This is a genomic window from Methylocystis sp., assembly GCF_021731785.1.
Taxonomy (GTDB): Bacteria; Pseudomonadota; Alphaproteobacteria; order Rhizobiales; family Beijerinckiaceae; genus Methylocystis.
The window spans coordinates 1-25,373 of sequence record NZ_JAKFWS010000008.1 but is presented as its reverse complement, the minus strand read 5'-3'; the positions used below and the strand labels follow the sequence as shown (position 1 = coordinate 25,373).

General features: G+C 60.2%; 25 protein-coding genes, 3 pseudogenes and 1 riboswitch. Of the genes and pseudogenes, 12 read left to right on the top strand and 16 right to left on the bottom strand.

Going from position 1 to position 25,373, the window contains the following annotated elements:
* Positions 1 to 57 precede the first annotated feature (57 nt).
* The 6 genes from QZ964_RS01575 to QZ964_RS01550 are packed head-to-tail and all read right to left on the bottom strand — an operon-like array spanning position 58 to position 4,729.
* The gene (locus QZ964_RS01575; RefSeq protein WP_292528219.1) at positions 58 to 471 is read right to left on the bottom strand and encodes a VOC family protein; all 414 of its coding nucleotides are present in this window, start codon (positions 469 to 471) and stop codon (positions 58 to 60) included.
* A 50-nt stretch (positions 472 to 521) separates the two neighbouring features.
* Positions 522 to 1,364, bottom strand: a complete 843-nt coding sequence (locus tag QZ964_RS01570; RefSeq protein ID WP_367119191.1) for an SDR family NAD(P)-dependent oxidoreductase — start codon at positions 1,362 to 1,364, stop codon at positions 522 to 524.
* Between the two features lie 5 nt (positions 1,365 to 1,369).
* A complete protein-coding gene (locus QZ964_RS01565) occupies positions 1,370 to 2,740 on the bottom strand; it encodes a thiamine phosphate synthase (RefSeq protein ID WP_292528217.1) in 1,371 nt (456 codons plus the stop codon).
* A gap of 14 nt (positions 2,741 to 2,754) precedes the next feature.
* Positions 2,755 to 3,543 carry a thiazole synthase gene (locus QZ964_RS01560; protein ID WP_292528216.1) on the bottom strand — a complete coding sequence of 263 codons (789 nt, stop codon included), beginning with the start codon at positions 3,541 to 3,543 and terminating at the stop codon, positions 2,755 to 2,757.
* 9 nt (positions 3,544 to 3,552) lie between these two features.
* A complete protein-coding gene (gene thiS / locus QZ964_RS01555) occupies positions 3,553 to 3,696 on the bottom strand; it encodes a sulfur carrier protein ThiS (RefSeq protein ID WP_292528215.1) in 144 nt (47 codons plus the stop codon).
* The gene (locus QZ964_RS01550; RefSeq protein ID WP_292528214.1) at positions 3,671 to 4,729 is read right to left on the bottom strand and encodes an FAD-dependent oxidoreductase; all 1,059 of its coding nucleotides are present in this window, start codon (positions 4,727 to 4,729) and stop codon (positions 3,671 to 3,673) included. The genes thiS and QZ964_RS01550 overlap by 26 nt, the downstream gene beginning before the upstream one ends.
* Before the next feature lie 17 nt (positions 4,730 to 4,746).
* Positions 4,747 to 4,869, bottom strand: a riboswitch (TPP riboswitch).
* Between the two features lie 175 nt (positions 4,870 to 5,044).
* Between QZ964_RS01550 and QZ964_RS01545 the strand changes: the two genes are divergently transcribed.
* Positions 5,045 to 5,650 carry a hypothetical protein gene (locus QZ964_RS01545; protein ID WP_292528213.1) on the top strand — a complete coding sequence of 202 codons (606 nt, stop codon included), beginning with the start codon at positions 5,045 to 5,047 and terminating at the stop codon, positions 5,648 to 5,650.
* 15 nt (positions 5,651 to 5,665) lie between these two features.
* Here QZ964_RS01545 and QZ964_RS01540 read toward each other — a convergent pair whose 3' ends face one another.
* On the bottom strand, positions 5,666 to 6,049 hold the full coding sequence (locus QZ964_RS01540; RefSeq protein WP_292528211.1) for a cell division protein ZapA: 384 nt from the start codon (positions 6,047 to 6,049) through the stop codon (positions 5,666 to 5,668).
* 1 nt (position 6,050) lies between these two features.
* A complete protein-coding gene (locus QZ964_RS01535) occupies positions 6,051 to 6,374 on the bottom strand; it encodes a DUF4164 family protein (protein ID WP_292528209.1) in 324 nt (107 codons plus the stop codon).
* A 229-nt stretch (positions 6,375 to 6,603) separates the two neighbouring features.
* Between QZ964_RS01535 and gap the strand changes: the two genes are divergently transcribed.
* Together gap and pgk are read left to right on the top strand one after the other, a co-directional pair.
* Positions 6,604 to 7,611 (top strand): type I glyceraldehyde-3-phosphate dehydrogenase, encoded by a 1,008-nt coding sequence (gene gap / locus QZ964_RS01530; protein WP_292528207.1) that lies wholly within the window; start codon positions 6,604 to 6,606, stop codon positions 7,609 to 7,611.
* A gap of 72 nt (positions 7,612 to 7,683) precedes the next feature.
* A complete protein-coding gene (gene pgk, locus QZ964_RS01525; protein ID WP_292528206.1) occupies positions 7,684 to 8,877 on the top strand; it encodes a phosphoglycerate kinase in 1,194 nt (397 codons plus the stop codon).
* Between the two features lie 99 nt (positions 8,878 to 8,976).
* Here pgk and QZ964_RS01520 read toward each other — a convergent pair whose 3' ends face one another.
* Together QZ964_RS01520 and QZ964_RS01515 are read right to left on the bottom strand one after the other, a co-directional pair.
* On the bottom strand, positions 8,977 to 9,261 hold the full coding sequence (locus QZ964_RS01520) for a PsiF family protein (RefSeq protein ID WP_292528205.1): 285 nt from the start codon (positions 9,259 to 9,261) through the stop codon (positions 8,977 to 8,979).
* 32 nt (positions 9,262 to 9,293) lie between these two features.
* Positions 9,294 to 9,458 carry a hypothetical protein gene (locus tag QZ964_RS01515; protein ID WP_292528203.1) on the bottom strand — a complete coding sequence of 55 codons (165 nt, stop codon included), beginning with the start codon at positions 9,456 to 9,458 and terminating at the stop codon, positions 9,294 to 9,296.
* A 656-nt stretch (positions 9,459 to 10,114) separates the two neighbouring features.
* On the opposite strand from QZ964_RS01515, the pseudogene QZ964_RS01510 reads away from it, so the two are divergent.
* A pseudogene (locus tag QZ964_RS01510) lies at positions 10,115 to 10,883 on the top strand (IS630 family transposase); the annotation flags it as partial.
* A gap of 237 nt (positions 10,884 to 11,120) precedes the next feature.
* Here QZ964_RS01510 and QZ964_RS01505 read toward each other — a convergent pair.
* From QZ964_RS01505 to QZ964_RS01490, 4 genes are all read right to left on the bottom strand, one after another.
* A complete protein-coding gene (locus tag QZ964_RS01505; protein WP_292528201.1) occupies positions 11,121 to 12,731 on the bottom strand; it encodes an outer membrane beta-barrel protein in 1,611 nt (536 codons plus the stop codon).
* A 330-nt stretch (positions 12,732 to 13,061) separates the two neighbouring features.
* Positions 13,062 to 14,048, bottom strand: a complete 987-nt coding sequence (locus tag QZ964_RS01500; protein ID WP_292528200.1) for an HAD family hydrolase — start codon at positions 14,046 to 14,048, stop codon at positions 13,062 to 13,064.
* 33 nt (positions 14,049 to 14,081) lie between these two features.
* Entirely contained in the window at positions 14,082 to 14,459 is a 378-nt protein-coding gene (locus QZ964_RS01495; RefSeq protein ID WP_292528198.1) for a DUF4345 domain-containing protein, read from the bottom strand.
* Positions 14,460 to 14,535: 76 nt separating this feature from the next.
* On the bottom strand, positions 14,536 to 16,095 hold the full coding sequence (locus tag QZ964_RS01490; RefSeq protein WP_292528197.1) for an arylsulfatase: 1,560 nt from the start codon (positions 16,093 to 16,095) through the stop codon (positions 14,536 to 14,538).
* Between the two features lie 200 nt (positions 16,096 to 16,295).
* On the opposite strand from QZ964_RS01490, the gene QZ964_RS01485 reads away from it, so the two are divergent.
* Positions 16,296 to 18,614: a tetratricopeptide repeat protein gene (locus QZ964_RS01485; RefSeq protein ID WP_292528195.1), complete on the top strand. Its 2,319-nt coding sequence runs from the start codon at positions 16,296 to 16,298 to the stop codon at positions 18,612 to 18,614.
* A gap of 429 nt (positions 18,615 to 19,043) precedes the next feature.
* Positions 19,044 to 19,574: a YcxB family protein gene (locus QZ964_RS01480; RefSeq protein WP_292528193.1), complete on the top strand. Its 531-nt coding sequence runs from the start codon at positions 19,044 to 19,046 to the stop codon at positions 19,572 to 19,574.
* A gap of 31 nt (positions 19,575 to 19,605) precedes the next feature.
* Here the strand turns inward: QZ964_RS01480 and QZ964_RS01475 are convergent.
* Both QZ964_RS01475 and QZ964_RS01470 read right to left on the bottom strand, forming a co-directional pair.
* Positions 19,606 to 20,271: pseudogene (locus tag QZ964_RS01475) on the bottom strand (IS6 family transposase).
* Positions 20,272 to 20,386: 115 nt separating this feature from the next.
* A complete protein-coding gene (locus tag QZ964_RS01470; RefSeq protein WP_367119190.1) occupies positions 20,387 to 20,551 on the bottom strand; it encodes a DUF2905 domain-containing protein in 165 nt (54 codons plus the stop codon).
* Between the two features lie 203 nt (positions 20,552 to 20,754).
* On the opposite strand from QZ964_RS01470, the gene QZ964_RS01465 reads away from it, so the two are divergent.
* The 6 genes and pseudogenes from QZ964_RS01465 to QZ964_RS01440 all read left to right on the top strand — a co-directional run.
* The gene (locus QZ964_RS01465; protein ID WP_292528192.1) at positions 20,755 to 21,129 is read left to right on the top strand and encodes a hypothetical protein; all 375 of its coding nucleotides are present in this window, start codon (positions 20,755 to 20,757) and stop codon (positions 21,127 to 21,129) included.
* A 285-nt stretch (positions 21,130 to 21,414) separates the two neighbouring features.
* Complete coding sequence (locus QZ964_RS01460; RefSeq protein ID WP_292528190.1) at positions 21,415 to 21,912, top strand: MarR family transcriptional regulator; 498 nt, start codon at positions 21,415 to 21,417, stop codon at positions 21,910 to 21,912.
* Between the two features lie 561 nt (positions 21,913 to 22,473).
* A pseudogene (locus tag QZ964_RS01455) lies at positions 22,474 to 22,721 on the top strand (hypothetical protein); the annotation flags it as partial.
* A 1,385-nt stretch (positions 22,722 to 24,106) separates the two neighbouring features.
* Positions 24,107 to 24,412, top strand: coding sequence for a hypothetical protein (locus QZ964_RS01450; RefSeq protein ID WP_292528188.1), 306 nt, complete (start codon positions 24,107 to 24,109; stop codon positions 24,410 to 24,412).
* Positions 24,413 to 24,466: 54 nt separating this feature from the next.
* Positions 24,467 to 25,129 carry a hypothetical protein gene (locus QZ964_RS01445; protein ID WP_292528186.1) on the top strand — a complete coding sequence of 221 codons (663 nt, stop codon included), beginning with the start codon at positions 24,467 to 24,469 and terminating at the stop codon, positions 25,127 to 25,129.
* A 97-nt stretch (positions 25,130 to 25,226) separates the two neighbouring features.
* Positions 25,227 to 25,373, top strand: a 147-nt coding sequence (locus tag QZ964_RS01440; protein ID WP_292528282.1) for a transposase, incomplete at its 3' end; no start/stop codon positions are given.

Below are 25,373 nucleotides of genomic sequence, written 5' to 3'. Positions count from 1 at the left end.
GACGCCGATAGGTCGCCTGTAACGGGTTTGAGGTCAAGCGCCCCCGCTCTGCCACGCTTACGCGGTCGGTTCGGGTTTCGGCGTCATCCAGGCGACAAAAGCGCCGCCCGGCTCCTGCAGCACCGCCATACGGCCGACCCCGGGAATGTCGAAGGCGTCCTTGCAGATCGTGGCGCCGGCGACCTTGGCCTTCTGCAGCCGCGCGTCCACGTCGTCGACGCCGATATAGGTCAGCCAGCGCTCCAGCACGCCCTCGAATTCCGGGCCTTTCGTCTCGAATATGCCGCCGACGCGCGCGCCCTCCGAGCTGATGATCCAGTACCTGAAACCTTCCATCGGCATCGCCTCGAAACTCCATCCGAGACATTGGCCGTAGAATTTCTTGGCCCGCTCGACGTCGTGGACATTGAACTCGTTCCAGCAGACGACGCCGTGTTTGGGCGCCGCCTCACATTCATTGGCGTTCGGCATGGCCTTTTCCTCTTCTGTTCCAGCCGGTCGAGAGAGACCGCCGACGTCCATTATTTCGGCAACAGCCCCAGCCGGCGCGCCATCAGCCAGTCGACGAGCCGGGCCGGCAAAAGGCTGCGCAACGTATAGTCAGTAAAGCGATTCCGGACGACGGGAATACGAACGGGCGGGCGCGGCGCCGTCAGCGCCCGCAACACGGCCTCGGCCACGACCTCCGGCCCGGGAGCGCGGCGGCCTGCTTCGACGAGCCATTTCAGCATTCCCCTGCCCGGCGCCGAATAGGCCGTGCCTTCGAGCATGGCGAGATCAGTCTGCGCCGCCTTGTCCCAGATCGGCGTCGCGATCATCCCCGGTTCGATCAGGATCAAGTCGACGCCATAGACCATCAGCTCCCGGCGCAGCGCGTCCGACATGCCCTCGAGCCCGAATTTCGAGGCGTTGTAAGCGCCCAGAAACGGCGCGGCGACGCGTCCCGCGACCGAGCTCATATTGACGATTCGCCCCGGCGGCCCCGTTCGTGCGGCGCCCGCGCCAAGCAGCGGCGCGAAGGCCTGAATGACCTGAAGCTGGCCGATCAGATTGACTTCGATCTGGCGCCGCAAATCCTCGATCGGCAAATGCAGCAGCGGGCCGGGAACGGCGATCCCGGCGTTGTTGACGAGACCAGCGAGCATTCTGCTCCCCAACCGAGCCTCGACGGCATTTGCGGCCGCCGCAATGGCACCGGCGTCGGTCACGTCGAAGATCAGCGGGATGATTGCTGCGCCGTGCTGCGCAGCAATTGTGGCGGCGTCAGCTTCTTTTCGCACTGCAGCAAAAACCATATAATCTTTTTGTACCAATAGTTTGATGCAGGCTGCGCCGATTCCCGTCGCGGCGCCCGTCACGACCACAGCCTTCAAACTCTTTCTCCCAATGCGGCGACGAGACGAGCGAGCGCCACGCGCGTTTCGCCGTCGGCGCGGCCGTCGACCTTCGCGCGGCGGAAATGACGCTGAAACGCCTCGACCGCATGGACCGTCTGCGCGTCATAGACGCCGGTCGCTTCGACGCCGTAGCCGTAAGCGGCGAGGTCGCGCTGGAGCGAAGCGACTTTGGCGCCCTCGTCGCCGAGCGAGACCGTCGTTGCGCCTTTGGACAAAGCGTTCTCGACAATGCGCCCCACGCCCCGGCGGGCGAGTTCCTCCCAAGGAAAGAACTCGCCCGGATCGCGCTTGCGGCCGGGGGCGATGTCTGAATGCGCCAGCACGCGCTCAGCGGAAATCGCGTGGCGCTGGCAGATGTCGCGGGCGAGCATCGCCGTAGCCTCGATTTGCGCCGCCGGATAGGGGCGGGGGTCGAGGTAGCCGGGATGAACGATTTCGATGCCGATCGACGCGGAATTCATGTCGGTCTCGCCGGCCCAGAAGCTTATTCCCGCATGCCAGGCGCGCCGCGACTCGGGCACGAGCTGCAGAACGCGGCCATCCTCCTCGACGACATAATGCGCCGAGACCTCCGAGCGGGGGTTGCAGAGCAAAGCGAGCGCCGATTCCCCGGTTTGCATCCCCGTATAATGGAGCACCAGCGACGAGATCGGCCGCAGACGCGCGCCATGATTGGGCGAAGGGCATATTCTCGCGCCGGCGTAGTCCGGCTCGAAGAAGCCTTCGCCGTCGCGCCAGGGTTGGGTGGCGGATATCCATTCGTGCGTGCGCGTCTCCGGTGCGGCGCTGCGCAAGATGTCGGTGACGACGCAGGCGCTGTCCGCCCCCGCGGCGAGGGCGGCGACGGCGCGTTCCGGCGTCAGTCCGCCGATCGCGACCAGAGGCGTCTCGCCGATTTGCGCCTTCCAGGCGCCGAGCCGGGCGAGCCCCTGCGGCGCAAATTCCATCTGTTTCAAAAGCGTCGGATAGATCGGCCCGAGCGCGACATAGTCGGCGGCGATGGACAGCGCCCGGTCGCGTTCGGCTTCGTCATGGGTCGAAACGCCGATCCTGACGCCGGCGCGGCGCAGCGCCGCAACATCGGCCCCGTCGAGATCGCCCTGGCCGAGATGGACGAAATCGCAGCCTTCGTCGATCGCGAGCCGCCAATAATCGTTGACGACGAGCTGCGCCCCGTACTGCGCGCAGATGTCCCGAGCTGCCGCAATTTGCGCGCGCGCCGCCGGCTCATCCCGATCCTTCACGCGCAGCTGCACGAGCTTGACGCCTTGCGGCAACAGCCGGGTCAGCCAAGCCGCATCGTCGACGATGAGATAGAAGGGATCGAGCTTCAGCGCCGCCACTGCCCCAGTGCCCCTCAGGCCAGTCTGTCGAAGGGACGGCCGATGACGGGCGTCGACGGCTCCGCCATGTCGCGCGGGGTCATCGGCTCGGCGAGGAAGCCCTCCCGGCCCGCTTCGATCGCGAGGGCGAAGGCGTGCGCCATCCGGACGGGGTCGCCGGCGCGCGAAACCGCGGTGTTGAGCAGCACCGCGTCGTAACCCATCTCCATGACCAACGCGGCGTGGGACGGCGCGCCGATCCCAGCGTCGACGATGAGCGGCGTGTCGGGGAAATGCGCGCGCAGCGCCCTTAGTGCGAAAACGTCGTTGACGCCGCGCCCGGAGCCGATCGGCGCGGCCCAAGGCATCAGCACGCGACAGCCGGCGTCCAGCAGCCTTTCCGCGACGACGAGATCGTCGGTCGTATAGGGGAAGACCTTGAAGCCGTCGTCGGCGAGAATGCGCGCCGCCTCGACAAGTCCGAAGACGTCGGGCTGGAGCGTGTCTTCTTCGCCAATGACTTCGAGCTTGATCCAGTCGGTCGCGAAGACCTCTCGCGCCATTTGCGCCGTCGCGATCGCCTCCCTGGCGGTGCGGCAGCCGGCGGTATTGGGGAGAGCCCGTACGCCGATGTCGCGGATCAGGCTCCAGAACGCCTCGCCCGCCCGCGCTCCGCCGGCCTCGCGTCGCAGCGAGACGGTAACGACTTCACAATTTGACGCGCGAATGGCCTCGGCGAGGAGCGCCGGCGACGGATAGCGCGCCGTCCCGAGCAGCAGCCGCGAAGACAGCGCGACGTCGTAAAGCCTCATGGAGTCATTCATCAGGCGCGCTCACCCGCCCTGTCTCGGCGTCACGATCTCGACAGCGTCGCCCTCGCGAATCGGCGTCTCGGCCCGGTCCTTGGCGCGCACAAATTCCTGGTTCAAGGCGGTACCCACCGTCTTTTCGTCATAACCCAGTTCCTGCAGCAGCATTTGCAATGTCGTGGCGCGGACGTCCTGCGGTCGCCCGTTGATTTGAATGAGCATCCATCACCTCTGGGAAATACCCGTCGTTCACGACGACCTCAGCAGCGCGGCGCGCCAATGCCGGCGCGAGCAGGAACCCGTGGCGGTAGAGCCCATTGATATAGAGTGTGCGATCCCGTTTCAAAAGACGTGGCAGATTGTCGGCGAACGCCGGCCGCAGGTCCGACCCGGTCTCGACGATCTCGGCCTCGGCGAAGGCCGGATGGATGGCGAAAGCCGAATTGACGAGTTCTACGAGAGAGCGCGCGGTGACCCGCCCGCGCTCCTCATTCTCGATCATCGTCGCGCCGACCATGAACACTCCCTCGCCGCGCGGAACGACGTAAACCGGCCGGCGCGGGTGCAGCATGCGCACCGGACGCGCGAGGGCGATCTCTTGGCTGCGCAACATCAGCATTTCGCCTCTAACGCCGCGAAGTCCGCTCAGCGCGTCGCGCGCCGCGAAGCCGCGGCAATCGACGGTCCAGTCCGGAGTGGTCGCCAGCCCCGCTCCGTCCTGCCCAAAATGGAAATCGACATTCGGCATTTGCGCGAGACGCTCGGTCAGCGCGGCCATCGCGGCGCGGGGATCGAGATGCGCTTCTTTGGGAAAAAACAACGCCGCCTCGAAACGCCCGGCGATATCCGGCTCGAGCGCAGCAATTCCAATTGCGTCCAGCGTTTCGAAATGGCGGGTGCGCCGCGCGAAGTCGAAAAGCTCGACGCGCTCGCGCCGGGGCGCCACGACAAGGCTGCCGGCGACCGTCGCGACGCCGATGTCGCGCGACCAGAAGTCGAGAGCTTCTTCGCCCAGCGTCGCCACCAGGGGTTCGGCGTTTTCCAGTTCGCACCAGGGCGCGATCATGCCGCCGGCGAAGCGCGAGCACCCTAGGCCCGGCGCCGGTTCGCGCTCGACGATGTCGACGTCAACGCCCTTGTGCGCAAGCGCGTAGGCGGCGCAAAGGCCGGCGACGCCGGCGCCGATCACGCGGGCGCGCATCAACGGCGCCCATCTACGAATTTTGCCGTCACCATCCCTCCGCCAGTCTCAACTGGATCAGGTTCGAAGGGTCGCCGCGCCCGCGCCTCGCGACGCGTCTGCGGCCTCTCAGCCCCAAAGCGGCGACCCTCGATCGCGACGCCCGGCGGGGCTCCCCCGGCGCGCTCAGGCTCGCGCGAAACCGCCGCGGCAGTCAAGCGCTGCGCTGGGCTCTCTTAAATCCGCTTCCGCACGCCGGCACTTGCCAGAAATTAGTCGATAGACCAGTTTGAGCAAGAAAAGCGCATGGAAAGGCGCTGCATAGGGAGAGAAATCATGAATTTCCGTCGCAAAACGGCCAGCAGCACGCGCAGGACCTTGGCCCTGCTTGGCCTGCTCGCCTCCACAATCTGGCTTGGCGCAACATTCGTCGCGCCCGCCGCTGCGACGCAGCTTGGTCAATATTTTCCCCTTCCGAATTCGCTAAGCATGAGCGGCGTTCCCCGCGACGCGCTCCTGAAAATTCAGTCGAAATGGCTGCAGAACGGCCTCGACAATCTCAAGAAGGCGCATGGAGAAGCCGAAGCGGCGCTGGAAAAGGCGAAGTCCGGCGCGGCCGACCAGGCCGCCGCCGCGGAAGAAAACCTCAAGAAAATCGATGGGATGATTGCGGAGACTCAGGAAGAACTAGCGCTTTCCGACAACAATGATTCGTCGCATGAGATTCAAGCCGAGCGCAAACGCAAGTTGCTGCTTCATCTCAATCAATGGATCAATGAACTCAATCGCCTCGCGACGGAGCAGATGAAGATCGCGATCATGAAGGACGGCGCCGAGGCGATGGCGGCGCAAAATCGCAATTATCAATTGTCCGAGCAGGCGGACAATCTAGAAAAAGCCAAGCGCGACCCGAGCTTCGAGGATTGGGGCACGACGAAGTAATCTTCAGCAGGCGTTCTAGAGAATATCGTCCACCGACGCGGCTGGCCTCGACAAATCGCCGTCGAGCTTTGCGAGCCGGCGCGTCGCGTCCTTGAGCGCCTCGGACGCCCGCGCCGACAAGGCGTCGTTCGCCTTGCGCGCGTCGTCGAGTTCGGCGCGCAAGGCGGCCACGTCCGCTTCCATGGCCCGCGCTTTGGCGCATGCGTCGGTCGTCTCGTCGGCCATGGCGAGCGCGGCCATCACGATAATGCGCTGCTCGCCGATCTCGCCGAAGTTCTCGCGCATCGACTCGATCTTGCCTTCCAGGTAACGCGCGAGCTCTTCGATGCGTTGCTCCTCGCCGTCCTCGCAGGACATGCGATAGGTGCGGCCGGCGATGACGACGACGACGGAGGCCATGTCAATCCTCGCGCGCCGGCGCGGCGACCGCCGCGCCGAGCGCGGCGGCGACGCCTTCGCTCGCGGTTTCGAGGCGCCGCAACACCTCGTCGCGACTTTTCTCTAATGCGTTCTGCCGCGCAAGCGCGGCGTCGAGGTCGAGCGCGAGGCGCGAACGGTCGTCCTGCATGATGGCGAGTTCTTCTTCGAGTTCGGCGCTGGTAAGCTCGTCTTCGAGTTTGGCGGCGACAGTGCGTTCCAATTGAGCGATCGCCATCTGCAACTCGGCGACGGCGGTCTCTACCCTCTTGGCGTTTTCGTCGTCGCGCTTATCTGAATGGTTCATCGCCGGTCGCAGGAATGGCAAGGCTTTTGGGCGTGGCGAACCCCGCCGAGCGATTCGCCTGCCAGCCTGTTCCTAGCATGATTCAGGCAATTCGAAACCGCTCCGAATGGCGCACCCTCGGCGCGTTGACAGGGGGGCGCGAGGTGCTATCACACGCCAGCCTCCAGAGCCCCGCAGGCTCCATGGGCGAGGGCCGCGTAGAGTTCCTGCGGCGCAAGGAGAATTCTCAATGACGGTGAGAGTGGCGATCAACGGTTTCGGGCGTATTGGCCGCAATATCCTGCGCTACATTATCGAGACGGGGCGCACGGACCTCGAAGTCGTCGCCATCAACGATCTCGGTCCGGTCGAAACCAATGCGCATCTGTTGCGATATGATTCGGTGCACGGCCGCTTTCCGTATGAAGTGAAAGTCGCCGGCGACACGGTCGACGTCGGCCGCGGCCCGATCAAGGTGACCGCCATCAAGAATCCGGCGGAGCTTCCATACAAGGACCTCGAGATCGACATCGCGCTCGAATGCACCGGCCTCTTCACCGCGCGCGACAAGGCGAAGCTGCTCCTCGACGCCGGCGCGAAGCGCGTGCTGGTCTCGGCGCCCGCCGACGGCGCCGACATAACGGTCGTCTATGGCGTCAATCACGACAAGATCACCAAGGATCATCTCGTCATCTCGAACGCCTCCTGCACGACGAACTGCCTCGCGCCGGTCGCCAAGGTGCTGCATGAGGCGATCGGCATCGACAAGGGGATCATGACGACGATCCACGCCTATACGGGCGATCAACCGACGCTCGACACGATGCACAAGGATCTCTACCGCGCCCGCGCGGCGGCGCTGTCAATGATTCCGACCTCGACCGGCGCGGCGAAGGCCGTCGGACTGGTGCTGCCCGAACTCAACGGCAGGCTCGACGGTTACGCCATTCGCGTGCCGACGCCCAATGTGTCGGCGGTCGATCTGAAGTTCCTGGCCAAGCGGGCGACGACGAAGGACGAGGTCCACGCCGCGATCAAGGCGGCCGCCGACGGTCCGCTCAAGGGCGTGCTCGGCTATACGAGCGAGAAGCTAGTGTCGATCGATTTCAACCACAATCCGCTCTCGTCCTGCTTCCATCTCGACCAGACCAAGGTCATGGACGGCAATCTCGTGTCGATCCTGTCGTGGTACGACAATGAATGGGGCTTCTCGGGTCGCATGACCGATGTGGCGAGCGCGATCGGAAAGCTTCTGTAAGCTTCACGCCAATATGCCGGCGCGGACCTGAAGCTCCGCGTCTCTTTTTCGAGCCGCGAATGGACGTTTCATATGACCGCCTTCCGCACTCTCGACGACGCCGACGTAAAGGGCAAGCGCGTGCTGTTGCGCGTCGATCTCAATGTGCCGATGGAGGATGGTCGCGTCACCGACGCGACGCGTATCGAGCGCGCGCTGCCGACGATCAACGAGATCGCTGAAAAAGGCGGCAGGGTCGTTCTGCTTTCGCATTTCGGCCGGCCGAAGGGCCAACGCGTCGACGAGGATTCGCTGCGTCAGGTCGTCCCGGCGCTTGAACATCTGCTCAAACGCAAGATCGCCTTCGCCGACGACTGCAAGGGAGAGGAGGCGGCGCGAGTCGTCGCCGGGCTCAAGGACGGCGACATTGCGCTGCTCGAGAACACCCGCTTCCACAAGGGCGAAGAAAAGAACGCCGCCGACTTTGCCGACGCGCTCGCCAAGAACGGCGATATTTTCGTCAGCGACGCCTTCTCCGCGGCGCATCGCGCCCACGCCTCGACCGAAGGAATAGCGCATCGGCTGCCGGCCTACGCCGGCCGCGCCATGCAGGCGGAACTCGAGGCGCTGCAATCGGCGCTCTCAAATCCCCAACGCCCGGTCATGGCGATCGTCGGCGGCGCGAAAGTGTCGACGAAGCTCGAACTCTTAGGCAATCTCGTCGCGAAGGTCGATTATCTCGTCATCGGCGGCGGCATGGCGAACACTTTCCTTGCGGCGCAGGGCAAGGCCGTCGGCAAGTCGCTGTGCGAACATGATCTCGCCGGGGCCGCGCGGGAGATTTTGGCCAAGGCGGAAAAGGCAGGCTGCAAAATCATATTGCCGATCGACGCTACGGTCGCGCAGAAATTCGAGGCACACGCGCCGTCGCGCATCGTCTCGGTCGATCATGTCGGCGACAACGACATGATCCTCGACGTCGGCCCGAAATCGATCAGCCAAATCGAGTCGCTTCTCGCCGAGTGCAAGACGCTGGTGTGGAACGGCCCGTTTGGCGCGTTTGAACTGCCGCCCTTCGACGAAGGCACGAACGCCGTCGCGCAGACGGCGGCGAGACTCGCCGTCGAGGGCAAGCTGCTCGCGATCGCCGGCGGCGGCGACACCGTGGCGGCGCTCAATCAGGCGCATGTCGCGCAGGAATTTTCCTATGTGTCGACGGCCGGCGGCGCCTTTCTCGAATGGCTCGAAGGCAAGACGCTGCCGGGCGTCGCCGCGCTCATGCGGTAGTCGTCCGGCTCGAAGCATTCGATCGCAATATCCCCACCCATTGGTCGCGTCGCGTTCAGCCGCGCAGCGCTGGAACGCGTGTTCGGCAACGCCTGCGTATTATTGAGCGTTCGGCCGCGCGGTCGCGTCCTTGATGCATTTCTTCTTGAAGCTCGCCTTGGCGGCGCCCGCCAGTTTCTTCTCGCCCGCGGCGGCTTCGCAAGATGCGGCGGCGGCGTCTCTCTCGCACTTCTTCATGAAGCTGTTCAGCGCCGAGCCATGCAGCTTTTTTTCGGTCGCCCGGGCGGCGCAGTCCGGCGCGGCCGGCGCCGTTTGCGCAACGGCAGCGGCGGACCATGCAACCCCGGCGGCGAAGATCATATAGGCCATTGTCCGTCTCAACATATTCTTGTCCTCAGATGCGCGCGCCGACACGGCTAAAAGAGCCAAAGCAGCGCGACCAGCGACGCCATGCCGATGGCGTCAAACACTATGCCCTCCCAGGTCGGTCCGATCCAAGTTCCCAGCGTGAGAAGGCCAACGCCAGCGACGAGGGCAATAAATGATCCCTGGATTCCGCGGCGAGTCGGGGGTTCGGCCATGAGTCCTCTCCATCATTGCGAGATGGCGATAGGCGGCCTCCCAGCGTCGCTGTCGTAAATCCGCGGACGCCTCCATTGTTAAGAAACCCGCGATCCTAATCCCGGCGGCGGGCAAGCGACAGAAAATCGCCCGCCGCTAGCTAGAACGGAGGGCGGCAAGCGCTCGCTTAGTTAGGAGCGCATCTGGAAAGGGCAAGCGTCGGCGCGCGCGCTCATCGACGGGCGTCCCAGCGGCGTCGTTATGAGACGAATGAAATTTCAATAACTTCTTCTAAAACAGTGGCGGGCCGCGCCGGACGAAAATGAGCACTACTGCTACGCTATAGCACGATAAGTCGATGGGCTTCGAAAAGCGGAGAGCGCAATCGGCACTTCTGCGCCGTTTTCACGCTGACGAACGGGGGAGAAGCGCCATGTGTGGACGGCGCTCCCTTGGCAAAGTCTTTTTGGACTTCTGCAATGCTGGTCAGCGCGGCCATATGTTCGACCTGTTGGTGCGGCGCTCATGTCCGCTGGCTGGCCATAATGCCTTCCGTGAAGACGGGTCCCGACCAAAAGCACGCGCTTCGAAGCGCTCTGGCGCAAGTGGGTTTTCTCGTCTTCCGGTTTCGACCGGTGGGATGCGTTATAACCAATCCCATTGAGCATGACTCGGGATGGCTTTCCAAATCAGCTTTGGATTGATTCAACATGGCGAACGAAGGAGGTTTGCCATGCCCATACCGCTTCGGGCTGATTTTGATGCGCAGGTAACGCGTGCCGCCGCCAAGCGATCGAAGGACGGTTCGCAGGCGCGACGGCTTCTGCCGCTGGCGGCGATTTACGACGCGGCGACGCGAACCGAAGCGGCGAAGGTCGGCGGCGTGACGCTGCAGATCCTTCGCGACTGGGTGGTGAAGTGAAGTTCAACGTGCAAGGCCCGGACGGCCTGGTCGACCGCAAAGCGCCGGGGCAGCCATCCCGGCTCAACAACGCGCATCGAGCGGCTCTCGCCGCGATCATTGAGAGCGGGCCGACTCTGGCGATCCACGGCGTCGTGCGTTGGCGAATTATCGATCTCTGCCAGTGGCTGTTCGAAGAGTTCCGCGTCTCGGTCGCCAAGCAAACCTTGAGTCGGGAACTGCGAGCCATGGGCTATCGCAAGCTTTCCGCCCGTCCGCGCCATCATACGCAAGCCGACGACGCAATCGAAGATCTTAAAAAAGTTTCCCGGCGCGTGTGGCGGACATCGCCAAGGACAAAGGCGTCGATCCGGCCAATATAGAAATCTGGTTCGCCGATGAGGCGCGCATCGGCCAGAAAAACAAGATCACCCGGCGTTGGGCGCGTCGCGGAACACGCCCATCGGCGCCGCATGACCAGCGCACCGCCTCGACCTATATTTTTGGCGCGATTTGCCCGAAGGACGGCAAGGGCGCCGCGCTCGGCGGAGAGCCGTCCACAACATCATAAGCGGACTTTACGGCGCCTGTCGGGCAGCATGAACCTCATGAAGTCGCGTTGGGGTTTTCAGAATAAATGAGGAGCTTCAACGCAAGGTCGCCCGGCAAGCCTTTGGCGACAATCGTCCATTAGATCGCAGCAATATCATGAGTGCCGACGACAACAGTTCAATTCGGCGGCGAGTCCTAAGCGTCATAGGCGGCGTGGGGCGCGCTGGCTCTAAAAGCGCATGCCCACGCCTGTAACCGGGCCGTGAATGATGGCGTTGAGGCCATTTTCTCGACCATTTGCCCAAGTTGAGTAGTCAATGCCCACCGCGCGATAGCCGATCAGGCTGGTGAACTTCAGGCCCCTGAATTCAAAATCTCGGCTGTAGCCGCCATAGAACTGCCAGCCGAATTTGCTGCCGGCGCCGAAGCCGCCGATGTCGCCGCGCATCCGAAACTCCTCGCCGGGCGCGAATTCATGGCGGACTTGTAGCCCGACAACCGGATCGACCCATTGAATCCTGCCGGACCTTGCGGTGGCACGCGCGCCGACGACCTCAAGGTCCAGGAGCTGGGAGTTGGCGACGCCAAGAGCATTCATGGTGAGATCCAAGCCGAGATAGCCGTAGCGTAGCCCGGCGTAAGCGTCGAGCGCGGTGGATGAACTCGGCGCGCCCAGGAATTTCCACCGGGCGAGTTCGTAAGCGACGCCCGCTTCACCTATGGCGAGAGTTTGCCTCAAACGGCCACCCGCGCTGACCGCGATGGCGATATCCGCGACCGGCGAACGCAGCTTCAGAGTCGAACCGGCAAAGCGCAGCCGCGCCCATGCGAAGTCGCCATAAAAGGACAAGGGTCCGTTGCTCAATTCCACGCGCCCCATAAAAGCGAAGGGGAAAGAGCTGCTCTTCGTGAATGCGTCGATAATCGTCGTATCGGTTCCGATCGCATCGTTGCGTGCGATCAACGAACCATTCGTATTGATCGCCCACAAGTAGGGCAGCGCCAATATGCGCCAATCGGCAAACGCGGACTGTTCCGCCGGCGCGATTTCCGGCGAAGCAAAAAGTGGCGTCGCCGCCGAGACGGAAGTCGGAGGGATGCTCCAGTCGAAACGGTAGTTGAACCCCATCCGCAGGAGGTGGCCGTTGAAGCGCGCCGAAACGCGCATGGCGTTGATGAGCTGCAGAGCGCCAGTTGTAACATCTGTAAACGCGAGCGGATTGGCGAAGAAAGCGGAACCCAGATCATAATAAAGATATTCAAGTTTGGCGCTCAGATTATGGCCCAGAGCCATCTCGCCGCCGCCCCCGATCGTCCAGCCGACGCGATTTTCATAGAGATCGCCCTTCGCGACATCCGCGATCAGAAGAGAAGGCGTCAGACTCTGCGCCAGCGCAGAGGTCACGTTGACGCCGCCGTAGGCGAGGCCGCCCGTCGCATAGACAAGAATTGTTGGCGTCACCGCATAGCCAAGGCGACTGCGAATGGTCCCAAAATATTCAAGACTGCGTCGGAGCGTGGCGCTTGTCACGGCGAAGCCGCCCGGCGCAGCAGTCACATTGGCGAGGCCGCCGCCGCCGCGCACGCCGGCGCCCTGAATGTTAGCCTCGAGGCCGGCGAGAAATTTCTCGGTGAATTGCCAATTGTAGCCAGCCTGGCCACCAAAGTAGTAGTCGTCGAGTCGCGCGCGGACCAAGCCTGAAGCGCCATGCGCCGACCCCGGGCCGAAACCGCCAGCTGTGACGTCAAACACATTCGCGGAAGCGACGGCGATTGGATCGCTACCCGTCCAGGCATGGCCGAAGTTCATGCCCATATAAAAGCCTGTCCATGTGAACACAGGCGGGGGCGCGACGGGCGATCCTTTTTTTCCCAGAAGGTCGGCCCCCAACGAGGGCGCTGTCAAACAGACAAGCGCGAGCGCGCTCGCCGCCAACAATCGAATTTTCACATCGCCTGCGAACATCGCCGAAAATCCCCCATCCTGCGAGCACATGCCGGGAGACGCTTGAGCGATACATAGCGACTCTCTTCAAATCACATTGTTAGAGCTTCGCGCCGGAGTGGGTCAAAAGCGCGCTTCTTCAGGCGCATAAAAAAATAATTGCGCCGCGTGGCACATGCGCAACGATGCGCGCTCAAGCTTTCAATGTTCGTCGACGCCGCCAAGTCAATGATGCGTCGTTGGAAAAATCGATTTCCAGTCGTTCTTCATGCTGACAAGGCTCCAGCCGCGTCTTTGCGCCTCATCTAAACCCCGGTCGAGACGGCCCACCGACGACTTGCGGTCGTAGGCGGCTTCGTGTTCGGCGTCGTCATGATGGATCAGAAGGCCAAAACACGGCCCGTCGCCCGCGGTCGTCCATTGCAGCATCTCGAAATCGCCGTCCGAATTGCCAAAAGCGGCAATTGGACGCCGTCCGATGAATTGATTTATGCCGACGGGCTTGCCTGCCTTGTCGTCGATGAAATTGATCTTCGCTTCGCGCCGCAACACTGGCTTGTCATTTACGACCTCAAACTTTGTCACGATCGTCGAGCCGATGACCTGCTCGGGCGGCACGCCATAAACGCGTTCGGCGAAGGCGCGGATGAATTCGACGCCGCCCCCCGAGACGATATAGGTCTTGAACCCGTTGGCGCGCAGATAGGCCAGTAGCTCCAGCATCGGCTGATAGACGAGCCGATCGTAACGCCTCTTGAATTGAGGATGGGTGGCGCTCGCCAGCCATTGCGCGACGATCGCCTGAAACTCTTCCGGCGTATTGCCGGCGTGGGTTGCGCCCAGTATCTCGGCTAGACCTTTTTCGCCGCCGGCCGCGACCGCTTTGAGATCCCCCGCGAGCGCAGCCTTGAAGGGCTGCTTCTTGCGCCATTCGGGATGTTGTGGCGCAAGGTGCTTGACGCGATCCAGCGCGAAGAAGAGTTGCGAGTAGGCTGGATATTCCGTCCACAGCGTCCCGTCATTGTCGAAAACTGCGATGCGGTCCTCGGGCTTGACATAGTCAGGTCCGGCCGCCTTGGTCGTCTTTTCGACGAATGCGACGATCGCCTGTTTGGCGGAACCTTCGTTCCAAGAAGGAAGAGCATCTTGCGCAGTGGCGGCGCCGGCGAGGAAGAGGAAAAAGAAGAATGTCGAAAGATGCAGACGCTTCATTGGGACCTCCTCCTTCACGGGTGGTCGCGCTGACTATTCAGGAAGCTGAAAAATCCAATATCCGAGCGGAACAAGGGTGAACTCCAAAAAGATATACAGCATCAGAAGTGACGAGGGGCGCCCGTCGGCTAACAGGCTGATCAATCGTCCTGTGACAAGGCCGCCGCAAAAAATTACCGTGCTCAATACCGCCACATTTCGATACGCGTCGCTAAACGCGGCGAAAAGCCAGAACAATCCGAATGCGAGATAAAGACCCATGACCGCCCTGAGAATATGCGCGAGATCAACGTCGAGCTCAGAAACGTCGAGGAACGTCCGCGCGAACCAATAGGGGGAAACGCCGTAAAGGAGCGCGATGATCGACACGCTGCAAAAGGCGAAGATGAGGTAGTATTTCTTTATATTCATTGCGCTCGCCGCACCAGCCGCAGGCTCGCGGCATAAAGCCGCCGCGCTTCTCGCGCGACGGCTTGTTAATTATTGGTCAGCGGCCGCCGCCTGCGGATTCGATCTGCTTCTGGATTTTCTCCAGATTAAAGGAGCCGGGTGTCTGGCTCGGCGGATAGTCCTTCATCGACTTCAAGAACTTCGCGGCGACCTGCTGCATCCCCACTACGACGAAAGCTCTCGATAGGAACCAGTCATTGTAGGTGTTCGAGTTGTGCTGCGCGCGTTCGAGCGGATCGCGTCGCAGATTGAATAGCAGCGGGACGCGCAGTTCTGTGAACGGTTCCCGCCACACCTCAAATGCCACACCGCGGTTTTCGAGAAACACGCCCTTCCAGTCACCATACCGCAAGGCCACGATCTGTCCGTCGTCATTTACATAAATGAACTCCGTGCGGGGACTCTCCTTTGTCTTGCCCGACAGATAGTCGACCATGTTATGGCCGTCGATCATGTTGTGATATTTGCGGCCTTCGAGCTTCACGCCCGCCGCGAGCTTCTCCTTGATGTCGTTGTCTCCGGCGACGGCCGCGAAGGTTGGCAACCAATCTTCATGCGCAACGATGCCATTAAGGGTCTCCCCCGCGGCGAAATGCCCTGGCCAGCGCACATAGGCCGGGAGGCGATAGGCGCCTTCCCAATTGGAATTCTTTTCGCTGCGGAAGATGGTCGTGCCCGAATCGGGCCAAGTGTTGTAGTGCGGGCCATTATCGGTCGAATAGTAAACGATGGTATTGTCGGCGATCCCAAGATCGTCCAAGAGCTTAAGCAATTCACCGACATGCGCGTCGTGCTCGACCATGCCGTCGCTATATTCATCCTGTCCCGAAATTCCGCGATGCTCCGCCTTCACATGGGTGCGGAAGTGCATGCGCGTGCCGTTCCACCATGTGAAGAACGGCTTCCCGGCTTTCACTTGACGCGTGATGAAGTCCTTGGCCGCCGCGATCGTCTCGTCGTCGACGGTCTCCATGCGTTTTTTGGTCAGCGGGCCGGTGTCTTCGATCTTCTGGCCGCCCCTGCCATCGGCGATCGCCTTGATGACGCCGCGCGGGCCGAACTTCTTGCGGAATTCCGGATTTTTCGGGTAGTCCTCGTTCTCTGGCTCCTCTTCGGCGTTAAGGTGGTAGAGATTGCCGAAAAATTCATCGAAACCATGCATCGTCGGCAGATGCTCGTCGCGATCACCCTGATGATTTTTGCCGAACTGACCGGTGGCGTAGCCTAGGCTCTTCATCACCGTGGCGATGGTGACATCCGTCTTTTGCCAGCCTTCCTTGGCGCCAGGGAGCCCGACCTTGGTCATGCCGGTGCGCACCGGCACATTGCCGCCGATGAAAGCCGCGCGTCCGGCGGTGCAGCTCTGCTGGCCGTAATAGTCCGTGAATGACAAGCCTTCCTTGGCGATGCGGTCTATATTCGGCGTCTTGTAGCCCATCATGCCACGATTGTTGGCGCTGATGTTCCACATGCCGATGTCGTCACCCCAGATGACGAGAATGTTCGGCTTCTTCGCGGCTTCGGCCGTGGCAGGGCCAACGGCGAAACCCACGGCGCCGATAGACAGAAATAAAATAAGATGGATAAGTCGATGCATGGCCGCAGCTCCCTTAGACACCACTTTTTTTGTTTTTGAGGGGTGAATGCACTGCCAATAAGACTAGTTTCGAACTTACGACTGTGTCAATCGAATGCTAATAATCAGAATAATTTCTTCGGTAGAGACAGTGACCCCGAACGCAAAGGAACGGCAGTTTGGGTAAGGGTGGACGCGAGCATCCTGCCCTTGGGAAGGCGATGAAGGCCGCGACACGTTTTGCGTCGTCGTCGGCGTGCGTCTGCGCGATATTCGGCCTGCTTGTCGCTGCTCCTTGTGACGTGGCTGCGCAAGAGAAATCATCCGCGCCATCCGTACCACTCTATGTTGGTTCCAAGAACTGCGCCGGATGTCATGCAGGGGAAACCGCCGCGTGGAAGAAATCGCATCACGCGGCCGCGATGACTGTCGCGACGCATGAAACCGTACACGGCGATTTCAACAACGCTATCGCCGAAAGCCACGGCTCTAAGGGCAGATTTTACCGAGAGGTAGAAAAGTTTCTTGTCGAGACCGAAGGACGCGATGGAAAGGCGAATCGCTTTGAGGTTAGTCACACATTCGGCGTCGAGCCGCTGCAGCAATATCTGGTGACCTTCCCGGATGGGAGGCTTCAGGCGCTGCCCTGGGCATGGGATACGCGACCGAAGGAAGCCGGCGGCCAGCGCTGGATCCACCTCTATCCCGATCGGCCCATGCCAGGCACCGATCCGCTGCATTGGACGCGCTATATGCAGAATTGGAATTTCATGTGCGCCGAATGCCACACGACAGGCCTGCATAAGAATTACGACGCCGCAAATGATCGCTTCAATACGAGCTTTTCGGAGGTCGGCGTCGGGTGTGAGAGTTGCCATGGTCCGGGGGCGGAACACGTGGCTTGGGCAAACAGCGGTCGTGATAGTCACGTCGCGAATAAGGGCTTCGCTGCGACACATGCGCGTCGAGAGCATGTCGATTGGGCACCTGATCCGAAGACGGCCAGTCCAAAACAATCGGCGTCGCGCCCAATCGGCGACGAGGTGGACCTTTGCGCGCATTGCCATTCGCGGCGGGGCCAAATCAGCGAAGACTGGCGCCCCGGCAGGCCGCTGACCGATACGCATACGCCGGCGCTGCTGACGCAAGAGCTCTTTGAAGACGACGGCCAGATGAAAGACGAAGTCTTCAACGATCATCCGTTCAAGCAAAGTTTGATGTACGCCAAGGGGGTTATTTGCAGCGATTGTCACAACCCGCATTCCGGCAAGCTGAAGGCCGCGCGGACGGAGGTCTGCTTGCAATGTCATCAAGCGGATCGCTTTTCGTCCGCAGCGCATACGGGACATCAGAGCGGCCCGAATGCGCCGGATTGTGTCTCATGCCACATGCGTTCCCGCACTTATATGGTTGTTGACGAACGCCACGATCACTCATTTCGCGTTCCCCGCCCTGACCTTTCCGTAACGCTCGGCGTGCCGAACACGTGCAATGCTTGCCACAAGGACAAACCGGCGGAATGGGCTGCTCAGGCGATCGAGCGGTGGCACGGACCCCACCGCAAGGGCTTCCAGAACTGGGCGGAGGCTTTCCACAAAGCGCGCTTGGGCGAACCTGTGGCGCGAGAATTGTTGCTGAAACTCGCGAATGATCCTGCGACGCCTGCGGTCGCGCGCGCGACCGCGATCAGCGAAGCGCAACGACTGCCGTCGATTTCCGTGGAGCAGGCGACGATCAAGGCGCTGAATGATGCCGATCCGCTGCTGCGCATCGCCGCCCTTCGCGCGCTCTTGCCCTCCTTGCCACCCGATCAACGCTGGCGTCGCGCCAATCCTCTGCTGTCTGACTCTGTTAAGGCCGTTCGTCTGGAAGCTGCCGTCGCATTAGCCGACCAAAGCGTTGAGGCGGTGTCCACGGAAGATCGCGCGCGATTGGAGGCCGCTTGGGCGGAATATGAGGCAAGTCAAAGATTGAACGCGGATCGCCCCGACGGGTGCGCCAATCTCGCTGGATTTCTGCTTCGGCGCGGCAAACCTACTGAAGCCGAGGCCGAATATCTCGCCGGTCTGAGGCTGGAGCCGTCGGCGACTCCGCTCTCCGTCAACTTGGCCGATCTCTATCGGGTGCAGGGAAAAGAAGCGGAATCCGAAAAGGCCCTGCGCGAAGCGATTGCGCTCTCTCCCGACGCTGCCGCCGCGCATCACGCCCTTGGATTGAGTCTCATTCGCCAGAAGCGATACCTCGAAGCGATATCGGAACTTGATCGCGCGACGGAATTGGCGCCTGGGGAATCGCGCTTCGCCTATGTCTATGTCGTAGCGCTGAATTCGCTCGATCGAGCGCAAGATGCGCGCGCCGCCCTCGACAAAGCATTGCGTCGTTTTCCCTTCGATCCGCAACTGTTGCAGTTGGAGCTTCAGGACGCGTTACAGGCTCAGGATACGAAGCGCGCGGCGCCAGTCGCGCGCACGCTCGCCGAGCTGGCGCCGGATGACGCGGAAATCGCGAGGCTGGCGGCGGCGCTGGAGAAACTTCGATGAGAGCCGGCAATAGGTCGTGACGCGCTTTTGGCTGCTCGAATACGCTAATGGGAAATAGTGCCGTCGATACGAACGGACCAGGGTAACGGTTGTCCCAGCTCACCGCTGCCGCTCACCATTTCGGTCCCACGACGACGATGGGGAACATTCGATTATTCCGTGTCCACAATGGCTGCGGACAATCCAATTCAGCCCCGCGCCCGATATGGCGTGACCATTCTCACATGGAGGAGGACCAACGTAAGCAGGCCTTTGCAGCTATCTGCGGGTGGACACGGAGGAAAATGGCGCAAGGTATGCAGAACGCGCCGATATCCGCTGGATTGGCTGCTCCTTGCCTGACATCAAATCATGCACAATTGTGTTGTGGCGGGCCTCCTATGATCGAGGGACCGCCAACATGGCTTTCACCTAACCAAGGCCCGCGTAATGATCGAGCGCTACGTCTTCCCACTCCGTTACGACGAAAAACTGATCCGAACCGCCGTCACCGGCTTCGTGATGCAGGCTTTGTTCCGCGAGAATGCGCTACGGACCTTTGTTCCGCTTGCGCTGATCGTTCTATCTTGCGCGATGCTGTTTTTCTCGGGCGAAGAAGAGATCAGCGTTAGCTTGTTCTTGGCGCTATTCGCGATTCTCGCAATCATCGTGGCGTCGGGTTGGCGTATGCATTTGCGGATGATGCGCGAGAAGGTCGAGGTCATGCGGGGACGTTGGCCGATGGCGCGTCTGCGCGACGATGGCCTCGTCGTCGATGGTCCCGGCCCCAGCTCGCTCCTGGAATGGCCGCAGATCAAGGCGATATGGCCGATCGAAGGCGCTTGGCTGCTGATCCTAACCACGAACCATTTTGTCACGCTACCACTCGCCAACGCGCCGCAGGAAGCGTTGGACTTCCTGCGTGCGCATGTCTCGCCGTTACCAATCGCGCGAGAGGGCATTGACACGTTAACACGCTGAGCTCGCGCGAAAGCGGCATTGAATTCTCGCTTCACGCCGCTGCAATCGTCGCGTCGCGCCGAGCGTTGTGCGCCTCGACGCGAAACTGCTGATGCGTTGGTCGGCAGATCAAGTGTCGTTGAACATTGAAAGCGTTGTAGATGGCGGCATGGAACGAAACAAAGCGTTGAGCTGACTTGCAGGGCTTAAAACGCCCCATTTTGCGCTGCCGTCATCGAACAGACTGATGCGAGTTCCTCCGCCCGGATCATGCCGACCCGAGAAGCAGATGGTCCGCAGCGCCGACCCGTAGGATCCGAGCTTGTCCGTGACAATCACGGGCGGGGAAAATCCTTGCTTCTTGAGTAATCTCCTCAGCGGCTTCAGCGCGGCGGCCTTGTCGCGCTTCGTTGGACCAAGACGTCAAGAACTTCGCCTTCGCTATCGACGGCCCGCCACATATACATGCGTTGCCCACCAATCGTGATTACCATCACGTCGAGATGCCACCGATCGTGAGGCTTCGGTCGAGCGCTGCGGAGGTTTTTGGCGATCGCTGACCCAAACTTCAAGACCCAGCGGGGATCGATTCATTACTGACTTCCAACCTCCTTCAGCCAGCAAATCCTCGACGTCACGATAGCGCAAGGTGAGCCGAAGATAGAGCCAAACTGCATGTTGGATGACGTTTTGGGTATTGCGAGCATTGAAAGGCGATGGGATCGCGTTAGCTTACCGTCGGCCACGTTATGTTGTCGGATTTCAGGAGGATAACATGAGTTGGCTCAAGGGTATTGTCGGTGGCGTCATCAGTGCTGAGGCGCTTTCTCTCATCAAGAGGTACATTGATAACCTTCAGCCGCGCCGCCGGACGACGGGGCACCCTCAGGCCCAGCAATCATAGGGACTAGCCCGCTTGCGAGTGGAGCATACAAGAGAAAGTTATCGCGCGTGATCCGGATGTCGCCCGGCAACTGACCCAGACCAAGCTTCGTCAGCCATGGCTAAAGAACACCGACGGCAACGAGCACAAGCCCAATGATAATCAACGTCCTGGGTATCGCGACCCCGTTTTTCCTGCCGCAAGAGCAGTTCGACGGGTGCTGATTAACGTCGTGTTGCACCGCTAGATGACGCCGAGGCCAATTTCGACGCATAAGGAACGTGTCGTTAGGCGGAGAGGCAGGGGATCGGAGTTAGGATGGCGGCCTATACATTTGAAATCGTCCGAGAAGGCCAGGCGCCTGTTACTGCCGACGTCCCCGGGTTGTCTGAGGAGCATCCCGTTTGGTGCCAAGTGGAAGTTCTTGCGCTTCGTATTGATAATGGCGACGGCGCGTTTATTTGCGTCAAAAATTTGAAAGGTCAGTGCGTGATCAGAGCCGGTGTATCGACTGCGCTTGCTTCGATTCAAGAGTGTCCCTACCAAAGCTGTTCGCTCAAAACCGTATTGCAGCGACGTCAGTCTAGCAGTCATTTGAAAGCTGATTTTGAATTCTCCTACATTCCATGTCCAAGACGAGGCAATTACTCCTGGAAATCCCGAAGCGGATTATCTGGCCCGAATGCATTTTAATTTCAGTGTATTTTTCTCAGTATGCCCCGAAATAGAACTTTAGCGGTGTTTGACGTTCCCCGGCAACGACGCCCATGAGGCAGAGCGACTCCTTCCCAAACGGATGGCTAGACCACATGCAGGTCTCGACCGTATTCGGATGAATGCCGCTAAGGTCACTTTCTATTCACCTCAACTCCGTCAATTCCTGATTCACGATCTTGTTTAAGCTGCAATTCAAGCGACGGCCTTAATGTCCGTCCCATAGACGAACGAGAATGCCTGGCATAATCAAGGGACTTGGCAATGAACCTGACAACGACTAGTCCGGCAGCCCGCGCTGCTGAAATCCTGCCGGCCTATACCAATACCATCCTGATGCTCGAGCGCCTGCATCGCCGATTGTTGGATGTCGTGACGGACGCTCTTGACCGGGCCAAGATCGTAGATGTCAACGCCGTCCAGGCCATCATGCTCTATAATATCGCGGACCAGGAACTCACCGTATCGGAGCTCAGGGCTCGCGACTATTACACCGGCTCGAACAGCTCCTATAATGTTAAGAAACTCGTTGAAGTCGGCTTCCTTCGCTACTCGAAATCCCGCATTGATCGTCGTACTGTCAAAATCAGCCTTGGGGAACGTGGTAAAGAAATTCACGAGCTTGTTCACAAAGCGTACCAAACGCATGCCGCGACGGTCGAGCACTTAGGCGGAATTCAAGAGGATGATTTTGTCGCCCTGAATCGCTCATTGGCGCGTCTGGATCGCTTTTGGAACGACCAGATTGAATACCGTCTTTGAACTCTCCGATCCGCCGATGGAAAACCAAAGACCGCGGCGCTCGTCCGCCACAATGGGTAAAGTCCATTATGGTGGAACGAAGGTGGACGCTTTCTCGGGTCCCCCGTTTGGAAGCTCGTCGAGAAGATAAAGGCCGCCTGAGGTTACGCCCGATTTATTTTCTTGCTGCAGATTGAAAATCCAGCCAACGACGCGTTTAGCGCGCACCAGTTCGCTTCGTCGAAAACGCGCCCACGGCCCGCGCGCTGAGAGCCCCAACAAGGCCTTGTTTTGAGAGTAGGCGAACCTCGCGTGGGAAATGCCACGAGCGGGACGGAGCGCGGTCTAGCGCAAAAAAGGGCTGATGATGATTCGCGGATTGATTGGTGTGGCTTTGCTGCTGAAAGGCTTCGACATAAGGGACGTCAATGGCGTTGAGGGTCAGGCGTTGTTGATTATTGGGGCTACCCTGGTGACGTTGAGCCTTGAGAGGGCGCGGCGTCGTAGCCTCTCGTCATGACGGCTGCTGTTCGCGTTTTGCCTTAATAGAAAGGTCGCTTCTAGCGACGTTCGGCTCGTTCCGTTGAGAACGCCATCAGACCAGCGGCTCTTACGCGCAACAATGCCTTGTTGGCTGGAAACGAGGTCGGAGCTGAAAACTGGGCGCTGCTCGCCTCCATCGTCGCGACGTGCAGTTGAACAACGTCGATCCCGTCGCTTACACCACCCAAACGCTGCAAGCGAAGCGCTTGAGTGCAGCAAACACGCTGCAGAGGATGTCATGGCGACGTTGTTGCAGTTACGTACGGCCCTCTTTCGCTAAGGCTTAAGGCCCGAAATGTTGAACGGGTCTCTGTGGAATTGACTCAAATTTTACCTAACAAAAATTTTGCCGGTAGACCTTTCGAACTGTCGAATAAAAATTACTTTTCGCAGGCAATTCACGAACGGCCCGGATTTGGCTGAAACGTTGAACAGGAATTTTTCCGTAAGGGTTCGAGACTGCGAGGAAGGATGTCACACGCGTACGTAATTGAGATCGAGCATGCGGCAGTGGGCCTGATCGTCCGCGAAGAAGGCTATCGCTTTTTCGCCAGTTCTCGATCTGCATGGGCCCTCAATTGCCAATCGATCAAGCGTCACGCCGCTCCATTCGATGGTCGTTGAGGCATGAGTGGGGATTCGAAACAGTGGAGTTTTGTAATGACCGCGCCGACCGCCACGGAATTAACCGAGCCGCAATCGCCCGAGCATGCATCCGAGGTCCTACTTCGCCACTATCAAGAGATTGGCATCTCGGCAGTGGTTGCCGCACTCAATGTGATAGCCGAGGCCGCACGATCAGAACATGCTCGATCCGTTATAAAAGCCCACACCTCGACACCTCGGTTCTTGGAGCCCGATGACCTTGCCGCTTGAGATACGCGGCGAAACTCTCATCCCCCAAAGGAGCGATAATGAGGTCTGATCGAACGCGGTTAGACAAATTTTTCTGTTCCCGCAGTACTCAATGCCAAGTTAAACCAAATAGAGCGCCCAACCAGTTTATTTCCAAGCAAAAGCATGAGCCGAAAATTCAGTGTCGGTGGTTCGATTCCGCCCTCTGGCGCCCAATCTTCGGTCGCTGGCGCATGGTTCTGGTGCGTCGGGCTCGGTTGCGCCCATCATGGCAGGATCGCTTTCGCCGCGCGCGTGATTGCTGAAACTCCGTTCATCGCGCTGGCGTAACGCACCGACTCGTCTGTTCGCCCTGCGGCTCGCGCGCCGTGAATCTGATGCCGACTGGCCGCCGTATCGGGCACAGCGGGAAGTTAACTTAATGTGCTGCATTCGCTGTGGCGGAGCAGTAGACGTGACGCCGCGGCGATCTACCTTTTCAGCGTAAACTTGAAATTATGGGAGGAAAAAATGAGCAGGGGTTTGAAGACCGCTTTGTTCGGGGCTCTTTGCGGAGCGTTTTTCTTTGCTGCGACTACGTCAGTTTCGGCGGGGCCAATGCGTCCCTCGCTCCCGCCGGAAGATTTTGGGTCGACGTCTTTCGTCCAGAAGGCCGGCAGAATTAGGCCAGGCGCAGCAGTCCACCCACCTGAGGGCAAGCGGTGCATAAAATGGACTCGGCGTTTTAGCTCGACCCACGGCTTGGGCCAGCGCCGCTGCGTGCACTGGAAATAGCGATAGTCGACTCGGGGACGATCATCGCCGGTCGCGCCAACGATTGGATGCCGCGCTTTCGCTCGAATGCCGGTGGTCCTTCGATTGGCGCGACGCGGGCGCTTGGATGGCGGGCGACAATCCGCATTTTTCATTGCTGCGCGCGCCGCCTGAGGACGCCTTGCAGGAATGGATCGTGTCGTCGCGCGTGAACCGCTCGGGCGTCGGCGATGATGATCAGGCGCTGATCGAACCTCGACGGCTTGGCGCATCGGAGCCGCGCTTTAGCGCGAACACCGGGCATTCCCGCTCGCCCTGCTTGGCTAAGCCCAGCGCTCAGCCGCTGGTCCGAAATGCGGACATGAACTAAATGCCCCGGACTGTTCCGGGGGCTGGCCAGTGCGGAAGATCGGAGCGCAAGTCTATGACTGACAAAGAATCTCACGATCCTCAGCCCGCGCCAACGCATCACCAGTTGGCGGAGTTGAAAGATAAAGCTGTTTGGGTCAAGGGCGGATTGGGTGTAGCGCTGTTTACCGCAATTGTGACGGCGGTTTTTCAGTTCGGGCAATGGTTTTACCAAGACCTATCCCGGAAGAAAGAGCAGGATATTGCGAATATTTTAGATGTCCAAAAATCTCTAAATGAATTTGTTTATCCAAGATTTTGGCGAAGCAAGCGCGTGATTGAGGCGATGGAAGAAAGCAGGCAAAATACAGATGTCCTCGGAATTCTGGCGGAATTCGATGGGCTCGAAGCTAAATGGCTTGACAACGAAGCCTATCTGAGAGCCCGTTTGCAATTTTATGTAGACAGCCCTGCCGGCAGGCAGGCGCAATTTAAGCGCGACAGTATCAGTCGTGAAAACCCCGAATGCGTTAACCCTGATGCTTTCGACAGAACCGGTGTTAATCGTGACAATGCGAGCGACGTCTTGCAGCTCCTGTCCCACTGTCAGTTTCTTGCCGGAGTAAGCGTTAAGAAATTGCGCAAGCTCGATGAGTGTCGGCAACTAACGGCGCTAGGCGAACAAAGAAAGGACTTCGAACAAAAGCTTGCTAACCCATCTTATTCAGCGAGGGGGTAATTTTGGGCTGGCGGATGTGGCGTAAGGCGTTGATTTAGCGTATGGATTAGTTGCTTACGCTGATCCCTCACGCCATCGCATCACAGCCACACCCGCCATGATTGAAGATAGCCTTCCGCCGTTTTCGTTTCCAGCCGTTGGCCGCAAGAAGATCACCGCCGCATTCGACGGCGGACGCATTACCTCGGACGCCGGCGTGATGTTGCTGGGGCAAGCCGAGCGCCGGCTGGGACTGGCGGACAAA

What these genes read in the sequence shown, in the direction of transcription:
- QZ964_RS01575 (WP_292528219.1), bottom strand. Translation starts at nt 471, where the DNA reads ATGCCGAACGCCAATGAATGTGAGGCGGCGCCCAAACACGGCGTCGTC.
- QZ964_RS01560 (WP_292528216.1), bottom strand. Translation starts at nt 3,543, where the DNA reads ATGAATGACTCCATGAGGCTTTACGACGTCGCGCTGTCTTCGCGGCTG.
- thiS (WP_292528215.1), bottom strand. Translation starts at nt 3,696, where the DNA reads ATGCTGCTGCAGGAACTGGGTTATGACGAAAAGACGGTGGGTACCGCC.
- QZ964_RS01550 (WP_292528214.1), bottom strand. Translation starts at nt 4,729, where the DNA reads ATGCGCGCCCGCGTGATCGGCGCCGGCGTCGCCGGCCTTTGCGCCGCC.
- QZ964_RS01545 (WP_292528213.1), top strand. Translation starts at nt 5,045, where the DNA reads ATGAATTTCCGTCGCAAAACGGCCAGCAGCACGCGCAGGACCTTGGCC.
- QZ964_RS01540 (WP_292528211.1), bottom strand. Translation starts at nt 6,049, where the DNA reads ATGGCCTCCGTCGTCGTCGTCATCGCCGGCCGCACCTATCGCATGTCC.
- QZ964_RS01535 (WP_292528209.1), bottom strand. Translation starts at nt 6,374, where the DNA reads ATGAACCATTCAGATAAGCGCGACGACGAAAACGCCAAGAGGGTAGAG.
- gap (WP_292528207.1), top strand. Translation starts at nt 6,604, where the DNA reads ATGACGGTGAGAGTGGCGATCAACGGTTTCGGGCGTATTGGCCGCAAT.
- pgk (WP_292528206.1), top strand. Translation starts at nt 7,684, where the DNA reads ATGACCGCCTTCCGCACTCTCGACGACGCCGACGTAAAGGGCAAGCGC.
- QZ964_RS01520 (WP_292528205.1), bottom strand. Translation starts at nt 9,261, where the DNA reads ATGTTGAGACGGACAATGGCCTATATGATCTTCGCCGCCGGGGTTGCA.
- QZ964_RS01515 (WP_292528203.1), bottom strand. Translation starts at nt 9,458, where the DNA reads ATGGCCGAACCCCCGACTCGCCGCGGAATCCAGGGATCATTTATTGCC.
- QZ964_RS01500 (WP_292528200.1), bottom strand. Translation starts at nt 14,048, where the DNA reads ATGAAGCGTCTGCATCTTTCGACATTCTTCTTTTTCCTCTTCCTCGCC.
- QZ964_RS01495 (WP_292528198.1), bottom strand. Translation starts at nt 14,459, where the DNA reads ATGAATATAAAGAAATACTACCTCATCTTCGCCTTTTGCAGCGTGTCG.
- QZ964_RS01490 (WP_292528197.1), bottom strand. Translation starts at nt 16,095, where the DNA reads ATGCATCGACTTATCCATCTTATTTTATTTCTGTCTATCGGCGCCGTG.
- QZ964_RS01485 (WP_292528195.1), top strand. Translation starts at nt 16,296, where the DNA reads ATGAAGGCCGCGACACGTTTTGCGTCGTCGTCGGCGTGCGTCTGCGCG.
- QZ964_RS01480 (WP_292528193.1), top strand. Translation starts at nt 19,044, where the DNA reads ATGATCGAGCGCTACGTCTTCCCACTCCGTTACGACGAAAAACTGATC.
- QZ964_RS01465 (WP_292528192.1), top strand. Translation starts at nt 20,755, where the DNA reads ATGGCGGCCTATACATTTGAAATCGTCCGAGAAGGCCAGGCGCCTGTT.
- QZ964_RS01460 (WP_292528190.1), top strand. Translation starts at nt 21,415, where the DNA reads ATGAACCTGACAACGACTAGTCCGGCAGCCCGCGCTGCTGAAATCCTG.
- QZ964_RS01445 (WP_292528186.1), top strand. Translation starts at nt 24,467, where the DNA reads ATGACTGACAAAGAATCTCACGATCCTCAGCCCGCGCCAACGCATCAC.